The 16291-nt window shown below is 53.1% G+C and carries 14 protein-coding genes; 4 read left to right on the top strand and 10 right to left on the bottom strand.

The annotated features are described in order from the left end of the window. The first annotated feature begins 76 nt into the window (after nt 1–76). The gene (locus tag Pla144_RS05585) at nt 77–328 is read left to right on the top strand and encodes a hypothetical protein (RefSeq protein ID WP_146448601.1); all 252 of its coding nucleotides are present in this window, start codon (nt 77–79) and stop codon (nt 326–328) included. Nucleotides 329–351: 23 nt separating this feature from the next. Here the strand turns inward: Pla144_RS05585 and Pla144_RS05580 are convergent, their stop codons facing one another. Continuing rightward, entirely contained in the window at nt 352–1212 is an 861-nt protein-coding gene (locus Pla144_RS05580) for a sugar phosphate isomerase/epimerase family protein (RefSeq protein ID WP_146448599.1), read from the bottom strand. 114 nt (nt 1213–1326) lie between these two features. Here Pla144_RS05580 and Pla144_RS05575 point away from each other — a divergent pair, with 114 nt between their 5' ends. Next, nucleotides 1327–2265, top strand: coding sequence for a DNA-methyltransferase (locus Pla144_RS05575; RefSeq protein ID WP_231936179.1), 939 nt, complete (start codon nt 1327–1329; stop codon nt 2263–2265). Nucleotides 2266–2355: 90 nt separating this feature from the next. On the opposite strand, the gene Pla144_RS05570 is transcribed toward Pla144_RS05575, so the two are convergent. From Pla144_RS05570 to epmB, 9 genes are all read right to left on the bottom strand, one after another. After that, nucleotides 2356–2943: a putative ATP-dependent zinc protease gene (locus Pla144_RS05570; RefSeq protein ID WP_197530403.1), complete on the bottom strand. Its 588-nt coding sequence runs from the start codon at nt 2941–2943 to the stop codon at nt 2356–2358. Between the two features lie 261 nt (nt 2944–3204). Next, entirely contained in the window at nt 3205–7392 is a 4188-nt protein-coding gene (locus Pla144_RS05565; protein WP_146448594.1) for a PVC-type heme-binding CxxCH protein, read from the bottom strand. A gap of 770 nt (nt 7393–8162) precedes the next feature. Beyond that, nucleotides 8163–9020 (bottom strand): hypothetical protein, encoded by an 858-nt coding sequence (locus Pla144_RS05560; protein ID WP_146448592.1) that lies wholly within the window; start codon nt 9018–9020, stop codon nt 8163–8165. Between the two features lie 1118 nt (nt 9021–10138). Then, nucleotides 10139–10318 (bottom strand): hypothetical protein, encoded by a 180-nt coding sequence (locus tag Pla144_RS05550; RefSeq protein WP_146448588.1) that lies wholly within the window; start codon nt 10316–10318, stop codon nt 10139–10141. Nucleotide 10319: 1 nt separating this feature from the next. Further along, nucleotides 10320–10772, bottom strand: coding sequence for a hypothetical protein (locus tag Pla144_RS05545; RefSeq protein WP_146448586.1), 453 nt, complete (start codon nt 10770–10772; stop codon nt 10320–10322). A 1077-nt stretch (nt 10773–11849) separates the two neighbouring features. Beyond that, nucleotides 11850–12125 (bottom strand): helix-turn-helix domain-containing protein, encoded by a 276-nt coding sequence (locus Pla144_RS05540; RefSeq protein WP_146448583.1) that lies wholly within the window; start codon nt 12123–12125, stop codon nt 11850–11852. Between the two features lie 8 nt (nt 12126–12133). After that, nucleotides 12134–12406: a type II toxin-antitoxin system RelE family toxin gene (locus Pla144_RS05535; RefSeq protein ID WP_146448581.1), complete on the bottom strand. Its 273-nt coding sequence runs from the start codon at nt 12404–12406 to the stop codon at nt 12134–12136. Nucleotides 12407–12755: 349 nt separating this feature from the next. Then, nucleotides 12756–13802, bottom strand: coding sequence for a 23S rRNA (adenine(2503)-C(2))-methyltransferase RlmN (gene rlmN / locus Pla144_RS05530; protein ID WP_146448578.1), 1047 nt, complete (start codon nt 13800–13802; stop codon nt 12756–12758). After that, entirely contained in the window at nt 13799–14827 is a 1029-nt protein-coding gene (gene epmB, locus Pla144_RS05525) for an EF-P beta-lysylation protein EpmB (protein WP_197530402.1), read from the bottom strand. The genes rlmN and epmB overlap by 4 nt, the downstream gene beginning before the upstream one ends. Before the next feature lie 83 nt (nt 14828–14910). Here epmB and efp point away from each other — a divergent pair, with 83 nt between their 5' ends. Further along, entirely contained in the window at nt 14911–15492 is a 582-nt protein-coding gene (efp, locus tag Pla144_RS05520) for an elongation factor P (RefSeq protein ID WP_146448575.1), read from the top strand. A 129-nt stretch (nt 15493–15621) separates the two neighbouring features. Further along, entirely contained in the window at nt 15622–16224 is a 603-nt protein-coding gene (locus Pla144_RS05515; protein WP_146448573.1) for a LemA family protein, read from the top strand. The last annotated feature ends 67 nt before the right edge of the window (nt 16225–16291 follow it).

Genomic DNA, 16291 nt, shown 5'->3' with positions numbered 1-16291 from the left:
ACCTCCGCACCAAATCGTAGAATCGCAAGCGTTGTCGCACTTCCTCTTTCCGCATCGTTAGGCGAGGAGTATCGCCATGAACCGGCTCTTTTTGACAGCTGAACAATCCAGTCAACTCGCCTCCGCCATCAGCCCCATCGAGGTCTTTGACCCACAAGGTCGCATCCTTGGAACTCTATCGCTTACTGATTTCGCAACGGATGAAACCCAGGTTTTCACCAAGGAGGAAGTGGCAGAAGTAAAGCGGCGATTAGAAAGTGCCCATCGAGATAGGACCCCGGCATTCACGGCAGAGCAGATTCGCCCGCGAGTTCCATCTCAAGAATAGAAGCTTGAAAAAATGGCGATCTGTCAATTGGTTGGATGGTCCTCAGCGTATTCAATTGCCTTTGTTATCTCCTGCATATACTCAATGCTCTGCTTGGCTATCTCCTGGGGACTCGGCTCGTACTTAAACGCCTCCAGGCTGACCCAGCCTGCATAGTTGATGTCCCGTAGGGCCTCAAAAATAGGTCCGTACTCAACATCCCCCATGCCTGGTCCTAGCAGGTTCGGATCGTTGGCATGGAAATGGACCAGCCAATCGCTGCTCTCGCGGATGATGACGTCTGGAGAGTTCGGCTCTGTCGACATGGCTTTCACATCGAGATGAAGTTGGCAACTTGGTGAGTCGACCAACTTCGCGAGGTCGATGGCAGTTTCAGCGGTGAGCATGAAGTCACCCTCGGCAGGCCCGAGTGGCTCCAGAGCAATGGTCACCCCCAAATCCTCGCAGGTCGGCATCGCAGCACGCAGTACCTCCGCGGCGTAGCTTTCCGCCTCGTCATATCCAACACCTGGCAGCAAGTTGCGATGCGGTGGCGAGCCGAGCACCATCACTTTGCCACCCAAGTCAGCACACAATTGGGCAAGTGCCTTGAAATACTCGGCCGTTGCCCGCTGGACAGCTTTCTCAGGACTTGTCAGATAGAAGCCCGAAGTCTTGGCTAGCAACCAGTGTAGCCCGATGACCTCCAGTCCGGCATCCGCTGCCTGTTGCTTCACCTCAGTGCGTCTGTTGGCTGAGATTTCGCGCACATCGACGGGCTCTCCCCCGGCGAAGAGCGTAAACGGCGCGATCTCGACTCCCGTATAGCCCAGCTTCCGCACGTCAGGCCACACTTTCTCAAAAGGCTCGTCGCCAAACATCTCGTTGCAAAATGCGTATTTCATGATGGTGTAGTTGAAAGGGCTCTAGTTTAGTTTCCGCTGATTGAGAATTCTAACATAGTCAGGTAAGATGCGCCCATCATCCATGTTCCTTTCTACTCCACGTGCAAGAATGCCATGTCACTCAAATCAGGGAAGATTCACGAAGGTGATTGCATCGAGTCGATGCAAAAAATGAATTCAGGCTCGGTCGATCTGGTATTCGCCGACCCTCCATTCAATATTGGCTATGAGTACGACCAGTACGACGACCGTCAGGATGACGAGAAGTATCTTGACTGGTGCCGTAGTTGGATCGGCGAAGTTCATCGTGTGTTAAAGCCGAATGGTACCTTTTGGCTGGCCATAGGCGACGAGTATGCGGCAGAGCTAAAAGTGGCATCTCAGCGTGAGATCGGTTTCACGACCCGCAGTTGGGTTATCTGGTACTACACCTTCGGCGTAAACTGCAAGAATAAATTCAGTCGTTCTCACGCGCATCTTTTTCAATTTGTGAAAGACGAAACGCAATTCACGTTCAATGCCGACGATCCGGCCATTCGTGTCCCTTCAGCTCGTGCATTGGTCTACGGCGACAAACGTGCCAACCCTGCCGGACGACTCCCTGACGATACCTGGATCCTTCGTCCCCAGGATTTTCAAAGTGATGCTTACGGATTCACACCAGAGCAAGATACCTGGTTCTTTTCGCGAGTCGCTGGCACGTTCAAAGAACGCCAAGGTTTTCACGGCTGCCAGATGCCAGAGCAACTCTTAGGACGCATCATCCGCTCCAGTTCCAATGAAGGAGACTTGGTGCTCGACCCGTTTACGGGGAGCGGCACCACCTTGGCTGTCGCGAAAAAATTGGGCCGAGAGTTCCTCGGTTGCGAACTCTCCACCGATTACGTGAAATACGCGACTGAACGGCTGAAAAAGATTGAGAACGGCGACCCCCTTGATGGCCCTGCCGACCCTGTTGCCAGTGCTCCGAGCACCAAGAACGGCACGACGCTTGAGTCTCGCGTAAAGCGGTCGGCAGCTAGCAATCGTCAGAAGTCGCTGCTCGGCGATTGATTCTCGTTGCTAACCGGGATCGGAACGATGCAGGCTAACCCGATACCAAGCATTTAGCCGGCACCGTCACAGTGCCGTCTGGCTCGGCTTTCACGGATTGCCCGCGAATAAATTTCCGTCGACATTGTCACGTGATACATCGACCACAAATTCACCTGCGAGATAGTTGCGCCCTAACAGCATTGCGTAACTCATCTTCGAGCGGTCATTGAGCGACACGAGTACTTCGCGTTCCACTCCCTGATGGGAAAGCGACAGAGGCACCAGATAACGCATCTCTTCATCTTCAGAAGTTCGGACCAGATCCACCTCGGCTATTTGCCGAGTGAGCCATTGACTCTCGCCTCGTCGATTTACCAAGCGAAAGCGAATCGTCTTGCCGACGTTAGCACTCATCACGGTATCCGCATCGTCGATTTCCCATTCTTCGACATGCAACGAACAGCGACTCGCGCCCGTATCCACACGAGCCTTGAACACCAATCCGCTGCCTGTCTCTGCAACAGGGGCCACCGGTCCGATGAGTCGGACCGACTTATCACCCAAGGTAACGATGTTCAGAGCAAACTCCGTGGGGGAGATGCTCTCGGCAATCGTGTTGCTAGACACATAGCGATGCAACAAGATCACACAACTCGAAGCGATTGCAATTAGCAGCAAGGGCTTGGCAGATTTCACAAGTTTCCCTCCGGAACTAGCGCGAGAATGATTTCCTATGCCGTCCGTGCAGGAATTGTGCGGGGCAACAACCCCAATGCAATTATGCGTTGCGAATCTGGCAATGTTACAAATCGCGATCAGAAACCATTATTCGCTTATCCGGAAAAATGATGCAAAGCATTTGTCGGACAAGAGTTGCGTCAATTGGTCAGCTTGCGAAAAATATGCTGTTTGTCCCGAAAACGCTTCTGATTCGAGGGACTTTGCGTGTTAGTGCAGCTATTTTAACGTTGACAGATATTCGATCACGTCGAGAAACTCGGCCGGCGCTATTGTGCTGCCAAGATTCTCGGGCATGCTGCTCTGCTTGGTTTCGAAAACCTCGTCGATATCGCCGTTGGTGAAGGTTTTCTTGACGCCCTCGGGAAGAGCGAGCGTGATTGAGTCCTCATCCTTGTTGATTACAAATCCAGTCATCGGCAGTCCGTCTGCCGTGAGCACGGTAGTGGTGACGTACTTGGGATCTACTTTCTTGCTTGGCTCGACGATCGATTCGATTAGTTCGCGACGCTTGAGCCGCTTACCTACATCGCTGAGGTTAGGACCAAATTCGTAGCCTCTGTCTCCGACCTTGTGACAGTTGGCGCACACGCGGCCAAAAACAGCTTGGCCACTGTCGGCATTGCCCGCAAGCTTCTCGAGCATTGCGTACGAGTGGTTGCGGACATCTTCTGAATTGTCAGGATCTAGCGCAGCCTTAAGCGGCTTGATAGCAGCCAAGCCAGGCCGCTGACGGGCGAGGTATTCGCCCAAATATTCCTGTGCCTGCAGATTCCCTGGAGCGAAAGTCCCTGCCTGGAACGCGTCGGTCCAAACTGGTTCGAGGGCACCGATCGACTGCTGAAGGGTGTACTTCAGGTAAGAGTCTTGTGGCTGTTCTAGTACGGCGAGCACTGCTTCGACGGATTCGGTTGTGGGAAAGAAGCTCAGGCCACGAACTGCTTCAAGCCTCACTCGAGGATGCTCGTCGTGAACCTGGTTTTCAAGGAGCGAGAACGCATCAGGTAGAAACTCGCGTTCATCAGCAACTAGATGCGTTGCCGCGGCACGTGCTTGGTATGACTTAGCCGCAAGTACGCTGCGCAATAACCTCTCATCGACTGCGTGATGTCCCTGCAAGACCCACAGTGCTTCACACTGCAACCGATCGTACTCAGGATCCTGAGGATCGAGTTGCGAAACCCATTGATTCACGGCGGCAGTCACGTCTGCCTTAGTTCGATCTCGCAACTCTCGACGTGCCCGGTAACGGGTGCGAGGCTCATAGACACGCAACTGATCTAGTAACTCAGACTCACTCTTGTCGGCCTGCGTGAAGGGTTCTAAAAGGGGACGATCCTTCGCCACGAGCCGATAGATACGCCCGTGAATGTGGTCGCGGCTCGGATCACGCTGCGAATACTGCATATGGCCGATCAGGGCATTGCACCAATCGCCGAACCATAAGGCACCGTCAGGCCCAATCTGGGGGTCAGTCGGCCGAAAGTTTTTGTCGCTGCTGATGAGTAAGTCTTCAGGATGCGAAGATTTCATTAGTCGCTCGCCCTTGAAACCCGCGCCGTCGTCTTGAATCACAAACCGCGGCATGCCATTCATGTTGATCACACAGGCGTAGATAAATTGCCCCTGCACATCGTCAGGCAGGTGACGAGAGTAAAGAAACTCATTGCCGACCGCAGGGCGCATGCCCTGGTTATTAAATACAGGATCGACCCCTCGGCGCCCAGGAAATTGCGCCCCCGAAAGGAGAGTAGCCCAGGTTTGATTCGCGCCGGTTCCATCGCCCACAACCCCTTGTCCCCAAGGATCGAAGACAAAGCACCACGGGTTGCCGTAACCAGGAGTTTGGAAGTGGCGAATTCTCAAAGTCGTGGGGTCGAGAACATAAGACCCTGAGGTGTCGCGATGCCGATAGGGTCCCCAAGGGGTCTCGACTGCCGTACTCATCGACACCCCTTCCAGCATGTGCAGCAAACCACCGTTGGACCATTCGTACGCACCGATGGCATGATGCGTGTCGTCACTCGCCCAACCGTCAAGCAAGTGGACAACGACATCGGCCTGATCGTCACCGTCGGTGTCCTTGAGCCAGAGCAGCCGAGGCTGGTCGGTCACGAGAACGCCACCGTTCCAAAACTCAAACCCGGTGGGACAATGAAGCTTGTCGTAGAAAGTCGTACACTTGTCGGCGCGACCATCGTTGTCCGTGTCTTCCAAGATAAGCAATCGGTCACTGGGCTTGGGATTGCCCGGCTTCCACTGGGGATAGGTCGGCATACACGAAACCCACAAACGACCCCGGCTATCGAAGTTAAGTTGAACCGGCTTCGTAAGTTCTGGGAAATCTCTCTCGCTAGCGAATGCCTTTACTTCGAATCCCTCTGGCACGCTCATCGTCGCGATGCACTCGTCGGGAGTTAGATACTTTAATTCTTCCGGCTCAGAGTAATCTTGTCTCGGGTTCCCAAACCGTGTGTCAGGCACGTAGAGCTCGCCGGTGGCACTATCGTCGGGAGGGCCAGGCGATTGGCCCTGGGCGATGTCCCAAATCCGCTGATCGCGTACGGCAGCCATCGCGCGTATCTTGGCATACTCGCGAGGAAACGTCTCCTTATCCCATGTCCGTCGGCCGCCATAGACGTACCAGCCGTTGAGCATACGGTAGTCTTGCTGGTGGACCCAGGACTTGTCGTTGATTGCATCGCGTAACTGGCTGAATGACTCCGAATCGATGTGGGCCGAGTTCGAATCACCGAACAGAGCTCGGTCCAGAAGTAGTCCCACTTCACGATCGCCTGCTTCATTCAGATGGCAGCCGTTGATCGTGTATTGCATCCCGGGATCGGCAGCAAACAGAGTCTCGGTCGGAGTGAATAGATCCACATATGCAAGTCCGCGGGCCGTGGCAACTTCCTTCACGACTTCAGCGTAACGCCGGAGTTGCGCGTTACGCTCTCCGGCTTGGGGCCAGAGAGGATTACCAGTCGGTTCCCAGGCAATAGGTGAAATGAGCACGAAACGTGGAGCTTCTCCCAACGGACGACGAGGATATTTCTCGGCTATCTCGTCAAGATATTTTTCGTAGGCAGTGCGAAACGCAGACTCGCCCTCGGGGCCGGCGAAAGATTCGTTGAAGCCAAAGAAACAGAGATAAGTGTCTGGGCTAAAAACCTCGAGGGGATCGTCAATGACGGTGTAATTGCCAGGCCGTTGAAGATTGTCGACTGCATCCGCTGGTCGCGCAAAGTTGCGGATCACAAATTCCTGCTGCGGAAAGCGGCTATACAGCAACGCCTCAAAGTTTCCGAACAAACTCATCCGCTCGGCGAGCGAATTACCAACCAGCGCGATCCGTTCACGCTTGTTGAATCTCAGCGGCAAGGCACTAGTTTTGGGCTTCGCGCCAAGTGCGTGATCCCGCGGCTTCACACCCCGCTGGTAACCATCAAAGCCGTAATCGCTCGGCTTATACTCGCCGACAATTGCTACGTCAGCTTTCTCAGGGACCTTCATATCGAGTCCCCAGTAGACTGCGTTCACAATGAGCAGCCGCAGGTCTTCACACACCAGATCGGTAGCGGCCCCCATCGTGGTGCAGAAGACGCGATTGGTAGTGCCGGCATCGTTCTGCACTTCGCGGGTCCAGGCGATGGGCATCATAGGGTCATTGACATCTTGTGACTGACCGTCGCTACTCCGCTTTTTGGAATAGCTCGCAGGCTGAGAATCAGGCTGCATACCCGAGAGGACTTGGCCGCGAATGAGAATCATTGCATCCTCGGGGGGATAGGCCTCGTAGACGTCGGTGTCCCCAAAAATGTTGGTTACCCCATGGAGAATCGGATCTTCCTTGGCTGAGGGGTCGATGACCCCGCGAGTTGCTTCTTGCTTGTGGCGTCCCCAGTGGTTGATCCATTCCTCGCCAAACACTTCTTCACCAAACAGGTTGAACTTGTGATATGGGCTCCCCTCAGCATACTTGAACGCATGCGTACTCGTTCGCAGCCCGATGATCGGCTTACCTGCGTCAACTGCCTTCGCAAAGCGCTCGATAGCCTCAGCAGGCCAGGCGCGAAATCGGAGTGCCGTGATAAGAGCATCGGCCGAGTCAATCTCTTCACAGCCGGGGAGTGATGTGTTGTTATTGGGATCAATCTCGCCAGTCTGCGGATCCACGGCAAACAGCACGGTACACTTGAACCCATGCCGCTCACTGAGAATCTTAGCCAGCATCGGCAACGCCTCTTCGGAGCGGTATTCCTCATCGCCGGAGAGGAACACAAGATGCTTGCCCTTCCCTGCACCGTCACCGCCAGGATAGGCAACCCAGAGCTGGTCGCTCGCACGTGAAAGGGTTGTGAGCAGAAGGCAAACGACAAAGCAAAGTAAGTGCGACAAGCTTTTCATGGTGGCTCTTATTCTTCTTCAGGATCATCCGGATAAAGTGTCCGCCGGGCGCAGAGAGGTTGCGCATGGCCAACGATCTTTGCTCGAATCTGCGCACCGGGGCGGGGGTTTTGTCACGGTCATTTCGTAGATAACTTTTTTTACAAAACAAAACTCCCTCTTTTTCTAGTAGTCATGCTCGCTTCAACTCATTGGCAGGTCAGGACTTGTGTTGCAACCGACTCTCTAGGTTAATGTGAGTTTTGTAAAACAAAACTATTTCTCTGCGTGACAAAACCCCACGGGCGGCCTGGGGGTAGACACCTGCCCTTGTGCCAGCAGGGGACTGACGTCCCCCGCTCGCCAAATGGTCGAAAGGGTCCAGTTATCACAGCGCAGCAGCAACGTGGGCCACGGCAACCTGTGCAAGGGGTGATTCTAGCAAATTGCGCGGCCAAAAGCTTGCGCGAAGTTCCGACAAAGTAGAGGAACAGATAAAAAAGCCGCAGACGCCAGGCATGCCCAAGTTTTTGGAGCAACCACAACCCGATCCGGCACTCTTCCATGTTCAATTCGACATATTCTGGACTCGATTGAACAGGAGCAAAGGGAGATAACAGAGGGGATGAAAGGTAGGTTCAAGAGAGGCCTCCACGTCAACGGCAGGGAAATTCACCCAGGGCCGCTATGGAACCGCTCACAGAGCGATTTTGGGGGGTCAAAGAGGCATCATTAACTAGCGGCGGTCGATAAATCCGCTGTACATAGCCGCAGGTGCCGCTTCTAACACATTAAGAGGCTGCCTGCAGCAATCCGCTTGGGACGATCCGATAGTGGCATGAGCGGATTACCAATAGTGATACTATAACAATTGCTGTCGACAGCACCGGAATCAAAGAAACACCGATGAACATCTGCCACGAGAAAGAATAGTTTCCAGTGGCAATCGCAAATGAAATTCCAAGCAGTAATGCATTGCCAAGGACGAGTGCAATTCGTGTCCAGGGCGAATTGAGGCTCAATGTCGCCCAAGCAGCACATAGGTTATTGATAAGGAAAACGACCAACATCAGGAGAAAGAGGGCAACAATTCTGAAGGTACTAAATCCTGTAGTCGGCTCTTCTGGTGGCTGTGCCAGTTTTGCCAGGCTAAGTACGAATGAACATATCGACATAAGTATCAATAGGTGAAAGGTTGAGTACCGGACGCGAGCAGGTAAAATATCAACATTCAGCTGGGATAGGTGAATTAGCTTTGTGCCTCTTCGACGGATCAGCGCAAACACGCTCGTGAGTAGAAGAATTATCGCACTATAGGAAGCAAAAAGACTGACAAACGATTGCGAGAAAGACGATTCGTATTCTTCGACGGGGAAAGACATATATGGAGATAGGACAGGCCAGAGAGTAACGTACGCTGTCCCGACGATCGCTCCCAACACTCGAACGATCCACTTAGAACCACCCATCCCTACCCAAAAAGATAAAAGCATAATTTGGGCTATACTGAGAGAACCAAGAGCGAAATCTGCAGGGGAAAACCAGATCGTTCCGTCAAACAAAAATTCTGCTAGAGGGGCGATGCCAAAAAGTAGGTGTATGACGACCAGCAACCATATTCGAGTGTGGTTTGTTGTCCCGTCGTACAATATTACTTTTCCACTCTGCGAAATAACGTCGGTGTTGTTGCTCTGGCAAGAGGGTTCCAATATATCTTTTTCGCAAGACATGTTGGCAATAATAACCTAAAATATTTCAAGGTAGATTTGATACAAGAGCTGATTGTACTCCTGTCTTCACAACTGCAATAGCGTGAGGCACACACTAACTCTTATCCAGCGGCGGCGTGCCAAACCCCGGAACTTGGCCGCAACGTCACCCCCCCAAATGGGGATTTTGTAGCGGCGGACGATCAAGCTGATGAACTTAGGCGAGTGGCTCGGAACTGCCCAAGTCGATGAATCTGAGGCAGATTTGCAGCAGCTACTAGTTGTGCTCGATGGGGCTGAGTTATGCTGGTGATTGTCACCGACAATCTGAAGCAACTGCGAGCAACTCAGGGATAACCGTGTCAAATAAGCAGAACGTAATTGTGGCATTCAATGGTTTAGCTTTAGCCGTGTTGGGGCTGGTGCTTGCCATCCTAAGTAATCCTGCTCGCTTCTCAATCAATGTCGCTGATGACCGAAATATACAGCTATTCGCATTGACCGGATTTGTTTGCACACTTGTCGGTAGCTTACTGTTTCTTTTCTCGGTAAGAAACACAACTTCATCGATGCCCTGGCAACTGCAAAAAAATGCAAACGTTGGCGTTGGGTTGGGATTCGTACTACAAATTGCCGGGTTCTTCTTTCCCGAATTCAACGGATTCCCTCTCGAAATAGGTCTCGCACTTATAGTGTCCGGGCTAGCTGTCTTCGTTTGGGGTACGATAAATTACGCACGAGGCAAGGGATATTCAAAATCGATAGGCTTGTTGGGGGTATTGGGTATTCTTGGACTAATCGTACTCGTGTTGCTACCGCAAACGAAAAGAAGTGATACTGCCGAAGCGTCAAACTCAGAGGCAGGTTGCGGAGCAAGCCGTTTCTAGCGTCGGCGTGCCAAACCCCGGAACTTGGCCGCAACGCCACCCCAGCACCCCCCCAAATGGGGGTTTGGTAGCGGCGGACGATAAATCCGCAGTACTTATCAGGACGATGAAGCTGCCGCAGGTTCGCGAGACAGGAGGTTATGCCCTACGCACTTACTCACGCCACGATTGTTAGGCGTCGCTGGCGTGCGGAACGACGCGGTACTTCTTTGCAACTGCCTCTTCGAAGACGACAAGGTTATCGTCAGACATCCCATAGAGCGAATCAGAAGTGTCCACATATTGTGATGCTGAAAGGTAGATGTGCTTTCCGCACGTGAAAGCCAACTTAACATCTTGTGGAGCTGCCAATTTAGGACAAATCCTGCTTCGCACATTCCGTCGCTCTTTTTTGCTTGAAGAGAACATATCCCGATGCCAAACCAATCGTCAAAGCGAAACACGCAAGAGGGTCCCCCCAGTTCCAACCTTCCGATCGTCCCGTAGAGAATTGGGCCGTCGCTGACAGTGCGACCAAGCGGCTAACGACAATAAACGCGCCAGCAATACCCAGACCATAGATTTGGGCGAAGAACGGCGAACTAAGCCCGGCAAGGCTCACAAGCAAACAGACAACGGCAATTGCCATACTGCTACCGGCAATTCCCCAAATTATTGGTGATCCTACTGGTTGATACACAGCGAAAACCACCATGGGGAAAAAGACGCCTAAGAATGTCAACAAAAGCACGAACCATAAGAGAACCCTGACACGACGAATCGTGGCGGATTGTGGCTGGAACTTTGGGGATTGGTTTTGATTCATTTTTTTTACAGTTCTTTACTGTCGTTGTACTTGAAGGCCAAACGGGTCACAAGCAATAACCGTCCGCAAGCATCGCGACTGTTGTGACGCAAGGTGTCTGAAACCTTAATTAGACACGCTTGGCAGATCGCTTGCGAGCATTGCCCACCATCGACGGCACTGAGACCCAATTGCGCAAATTTCTGCCGGTCCGAGGAAGTTAGCCTTAATTGCAAAGATGCCTAGCCTAAAAGTTAGACAAATACATCGCCAGTATCAAATTGTACCTTTTCAGTGAAGTGGCGGCAAAAACTCCGGCTTTCGGTGCACACGTATCCTGCTTCGGCGTGAAACACTGAGGCAAGTTGCGGAGCTAGCCGTTTCCAGCGGCGGCGTGCCAAACCCCGGAACTTAGCGGGATTTGCTGTTTCTAGCGGCGGTCGGTAAGACAGACTTAGATTCGGAAAATTGTGGGATCCTTGGTATAGTTTACTTTCTTCGGTCAAGGATCATATCGCTCCGGCGAATAGTCTCTTTACCGACGGCAATCCAATGCGCGGCTAATACCCAAGCACCATCGGACATTTTCGCTTAAACTCGAAGAATGAGTCAGCAACCGTGTTCGGCGACTTTGATATCTTTGACAGCCCTGGCGACCCAGGCGGCGGAAGCAGCAGCCCAGACGGCCTAGGGTGCCTCTGGCATATCGTCTCGTTCTTCATCTTTGTTGTGCTGTTTATCGTGTTCCTCAATTGGATATTCTGAGCACGACAAGCTCACATAGGAGTGAAACCACGACGCTAGTGGTGAAGCTTGATGCTAGCCGCGGCGGCGTGCCAAACCTAGGAACTTAGCCGGTGCTGCCGCGAGGAGCTAGCCCAGCAATGAAAGTAAGAGTTGTGTAGTATGATGAGCGTGCCAATCCGCCGCTACGTCAGGAAAAGGCTCTGCTTGTTGCGACCATTGGTAGAGCAGCTAGAAATCGGTGGATTCTTGCATTGCGTCCTCTTTGAGGTTTACAGCGATCATCCCGGGAGCAAGTGGTGGTTTCTAGCCTCTCCTTATTTCCTCCTCCCGACAGCCTCGCCGCGTGCAGTGTTACGCCGCGCTACCAATCGCGTCTGCTTCGTATTCCGGAAACATAATAATTGCCGGATGAACGTCGAATGCTTTCGCTAATTGCTCGGCGCGACGCTTGCCAATCTCGACCCGCTCGTTTTCCAGCAAGCTGATGTTCGAGGCATTGATACCCGATCGCTCGGCCAACTCCTGCTGCGTCCATCCCTTCAGATCGCGCAGCATCCGAATCACTTCACCCGTCGACAGCGGGACGTGGGATCTGGCAGTGGTAAAATTTCGCGAATTACTGCTCATGGTGAACCCTAGTAGTTGTGCGGTGTAATATCTAGAACGAACACAGTCACTTGTTTACGATCAACCTCATAAATGACTCGATACTGTAAACTCAATCGCGAGGATCGCTGTCCCGCCCGCTCTCCTTTGAGTTCTTCGTCATGAAACCCCTGAAACTCCTTGAGCTTCGCTGGACCATGCCGGAAGACCAGGCTTTTCCAAAGCTCGTATTTCTTGACCACACCTCGGGGGGCTTTCGCACATGCCTTCTTTATGCTGGCGTGTTCTTTGATGATCCACATTATTAAAAATAATAAGTCACCCGGCGGTTCATGTCAAGTGGTTTTGCAAGGAATTGCCTCTCGCAAAGGCGCTAAGGCGCAAAGAATGTAAGTGATGTCAGTCTACAACTTTGTGCCTTCGCGCCTTTGCGAGAGATAAATTATGGACTTGTCACGAGTGGGACTTGGCAGTTCTCCTGCGGATGAACGTCGAACGCTTTGGCCAATTGCTCGGCGCGACGCTTTCCAAAAACTGCTTCCATGAGGCTGTCAGGGGTGGAAACCTGATCACTGACGCTCACCTTGCTGCGCTGGCCAGTTCGCGTAGAGCGACTCTCAAATCTTGCGATACTGAATTCGCCCGTTATAGTCAGCTCGATTGAGCCAGCGCTTGGGCGCGGTTTTCTTTTCTCACCAATTGTCCACAGGCGGCGGCAATATCGGCACCTAGTGAATAGCGAATCGTCGTCGGCACGCCAGCTTGCTTGAGAAGACTCGCAAAGGCATCACGGCCTGGGCGGTCAGTTCCCGTCAGGTGCGGGGCATCCTCGATTGAGTTGTAGGGGATCAGATTGACGTGGACGTTGAGGCCTGCGAGCCAGTCGACCAATTCTTGGGCTGCTACCACCGAATCATTCACACCGGCAAGCATCAGATACTCGATCATGACGGGCTTGCGCTGCAACGAATTTGCTTGCCTGAGCGTGGATTGCAATTGGTCGAGTGGAAATCTTTTTGCCAGGGGAATCAACTGCTCGCGTGTCTCTTGCGAAACACTGTGCAAACTCAACGCAAGATTCACCTGTGGGAACCGGCGTACGCAGCGGAGCATCGCCTCGGGAACTCCTACTGTCGACACGAGTATCTTGGTTGGAGAGAAATGGAATGTCTGAGGTGCCGTGAGAATATCTAGTGCCGCGTAGAGTTGCTCCTCATTATGAAACGGTTCGCCCATCCCCATGAAGACAATGTTTCTCAGGGTGCGACCTTCCTTGGCCAGCAACTGTCCTGCCTGCAACACCTGGTCGCAGATTTCTTCGGCGGTCAGATCGCGTGCAATTCCCATCTTGCCCGTGGCACAAAACTCGCAAGCCGCTGCGCATCCTACCTGACTCGATACGCACAACGTCGTGCGACCCGTGGTGATGCGGAGAATCACCGACTCGATCAGCATGCCTGTCGCTGTGCGAAATAGCAGTTTGCTTGCCCCGTCAACTTGCGAATCATGCCGCGAATCGAGCGTTAGTGGATGCAACGCAAGTTGCTCGCTTATCGGAAACTCTGCGAGTGCAAACTCGTCCGATTTAAAATGCTTGAACATCGAGGTTCGTAGCTTGCGCACACAATGGGGATCGATTCGCAAGTCACGCTGCAATTGTTCTAATCCAGGCGTGTCGAAAATACTGACTCGTGTCATGCAAGGACCGTTTTGTTTGCCTCACCCGCGATTTCTTGCACGTAGCGCGGGACCATATACCCGGGAAGCTGCTGTCGCAGGTCGTTGATAATCTGTTTGCCTTCCGGAATTGGGACTTCGAAGTGGGCCGCCCCCGCCACACGGTCAAGCTGATGCAAGTAATAAGGCAACACCCCAACCGCGACGAGCCTTTCACTCAACTCGCGCTGAGCGACAATTGAATCGTTCACACCCCGCAGCAAGACTGCTTGATTCAAGAGCATGATTCCGGCACTCCCGAGTCTTTCGAGAGCCACTGCCACGTCGCTGGCCAACTCGCGGGCATGGTTGGTGTGAATCACCATGACGCTGGTCAGTTTCGTCCCGGCCAGCGTCTCAAGAAGTGCGTCGGTGACTCGACGCGGAATCATGATCGGTAGCCGTGTGTGAATTCGCAACCTCGCAATGTGCGGCAGGTCCGCGATTTTGCCCACCAACATCGCCACCCGCGAATCTACGAGCATGAGCGGATCGCCCCCGCTGAGAATGACCTCCGTTATCGAAGGATCCTCTGCAATAGCTCTCAGTGCCGAATCCCAGGCCGCCTCGCTGTGAGGTGCTTCTTCATAAGGAAAGTGTCTGCGGAAACAGTAACGACAATGCACCGCGCAGCTCCCCGTGGCAACCGATAGTGCGCGGCCCTCGTACTTTTGCAGCACCCCTGGATGCAGGGTTGCAGCTTGATCTCCTACGGGGTCAGTCGTGAAACTGGCAACCACCACTTCTTCCTCGGCCAACGGCATGACCTGTCGCAAGAGGGGATCGGTTGCGTCCCCCGGTTTGATACGCGTCAGGTAGCTTGGGGGCACAAAGACGGGAAACTGGGCCGCCGCTGCCTGGCTAGCCAATTCCGGAGGGAGACCCAACCGGCGGCACAACTCGGCTCCATCCCGCACCGCTTCACGGATTTCTGCCTGCCAGGTGGCCTCCGCCGCTGGTTTCGGGACGGGGCGGACAGATCGATCTTTACTCGCTAGAATGGCCATTTTGATATTCACTTACTCACCAACTCACTTACTCACCCATTCACCTAACCAACATAACCCGAAGCGAAACAGGAAGATACACCGTGCCCACGTACAGTACGAACGAATTCCGCAAAGGACTCAAGATCCAGATTGATGGCATTCCTTTTCAGATGATCGAAATGAATTTCCGCAAGCCCGGCAAGGGAAATGCTCTCTACGAGTGCAAGCTCAAGAATCTCGTCCGTGGCACCGTGACTGACAAGACCTACCGCGCCGGACAGACGGTCGAGGCAGCCGATGTGTCGGAATTCACAGCTTCGTTTTTGTACAAGCAGGGGGAAGACTTTGTCTTCATGAAGTCCGACGACTATGAGCAGTATGAGTTGACTCCCGACCAACTCGGCGATGACGCGAAATTCCTCAAAGAAGGAATGGAATGTTCGCTGTTGGTGTTCAACGACAATCCCATTGGCGTGACGCTCCCCAACCATGTTATCCTGCAAGTGCAATACTGCGAACCGGCGGTCAAAGGCAATACGGCCACTAACGTCTCTAAACCGGTCACTCTAGAAACAGGAGCTGAGGTACTTGCCCCAGCATTTATCAATATCGGTGACTGGCTCCGCGTCGACACCCGAACCCAAAGCTACATCGAACGATCCAAGGACCCCAACGAAGGCTGACATCCCCCCCTAGCCGACGTTAAAAATAATGCAGGAAATTTAACGACTTCCTGACAATATTGCTCGCTCAAAAGCGAATAAGAAGAGAATTACAATCCGCCCCCCATCTGTCAACAAATGGAGACTTATATGTCACCCTGGATAATTCTGGCCATCATCGTCGGTGTCGGTTTCCTCCTGCTGCTCTATGGCGTGGGCATTTTCAATCATTTGGTTGCACTCCGTAATCGCTTCCAAAATGCCTTTGCACAGATCGAAGTGCAGCTCAAGCGGCGCTATGACCTGATCCCCAATCTGGTGGAAACGGTCAAAGGCTACATGGGCCATGAGAAAAACACGCTCGAAGCAGTTATCAACGCTCGCAATCGTGCTGTTGGCGGTTTGCAACAAGCTGCAGCGTCGCCCGGCGATCCCAAGGCGATGCATGAATTGGCCGCGGCCGAGACGGCACTAGGTGGCACACTGGGCCGATTGTTTGCCCTCTCTGAGGCGTATCCCGACCTCAAGGCCAACCAAAACATGGCCCAACTCACCGAGGAACTTACTTCGACCGAGAATCGAGTGGCCTTTGCACGGCAGGCCTACAACGATGCGGTGATGACTTACAACACCTATCGCCAGACCTTTCCTCCCGTGATTTTCGCCAACATGTTCGGCCACAGCCGCGACGCCGAATTGCTAGAGTTCGCCGACAGCGAAGCCATTGCCGAAGCACCGAAAGTGTCGTTCTAGTGTTGAGAGATTAGGGGTTAGGGTTGAGTGTCCATAGATACTCTCTGCTTTCCCTCAACACTCAACA

It is taken from the genome of Bythopirellula polymerisocia, from assembly GCF_007860015.1.
Taxonomy (GTDB): Bacteria; Planctomycetota; Planctomycetia; order Pirellulales; family Lacipirellulaceae; genus Bythopirellula; species Bythopirellula polymerisocia.
Note: the sequence above shows the minus strand (reverse complement) of the source record. Positions and strands in the feature narration are given on the sequence as shown.

Coding starts and splice junctions, on each gene's coding strand:
- Pla144_RS05580 (WP_146448599.1), bottom strand. CDS start 1,212: ATGAAATACGCATTTTGCAACGAGATGTTTGGCGACGAGCCTTTTGAG.
- Pla144_RS05545 (WP_146448586.1), bottom strand. CDS start 10,772: ATGAATCAAAACCAATCCCCAAAGTTCCAGCCACAATCCGCCACGATT.
- Pla144_RS05585 (WP_146448601.1), top strand. CDS start 77: ATGAACCGGCTCTTTTTGACAGCTGAACAATCCAGTCAACTCGCCTCC.
- Pla144_RS05515 (WP_146448573.1), top strand. CDS start 15,622: ATGTCACCCTGGATAATTCTGGCCATCATCGTCGGTGTCGGTTTCCTC.
- Pla144_RS05565 (WP_146448594.1), bottom strand. CDS start 7,392: ATGAAAAGCTTGTCGCACTTACTTTGCTTTGTCGTTTGCCTTCTGCTC.
- Pla144_RS05540 (WP_146448583.1), bottom strand. CDS start 12,125: ATGAGCAGTAATTCGCGAAATTTTACCACTGCCAGATCCCACGTCCCG.
- Pla144_RS05535 (WP_146448581.1), bottom strand. CDS start 12,406: ATGTGGATCATCAAAGAACACGCCAGCATAAAGAAGGCATGTGCGAAA.
- Pla144_RS05575 (WP_231936179.1), top strand. CDS start 1,327: ATGTCACTCAAATCAGGGAAGATTCACGAAGGTGATTGCATCGAGTCG.
- rlmN (WP_146448578.1), bottom strand. CDS start 13,802: ATGACACGAGTCAGTATTTTCGACACGCCTGGATTAGAACAATTGCAG.
- epmB (WP_197530402.1), bottom strand. CDS start 14,827: ATGGCCATTCTAGCGAGTAAAGATCGATCTGTCCGCCCCGTCCCGAAA.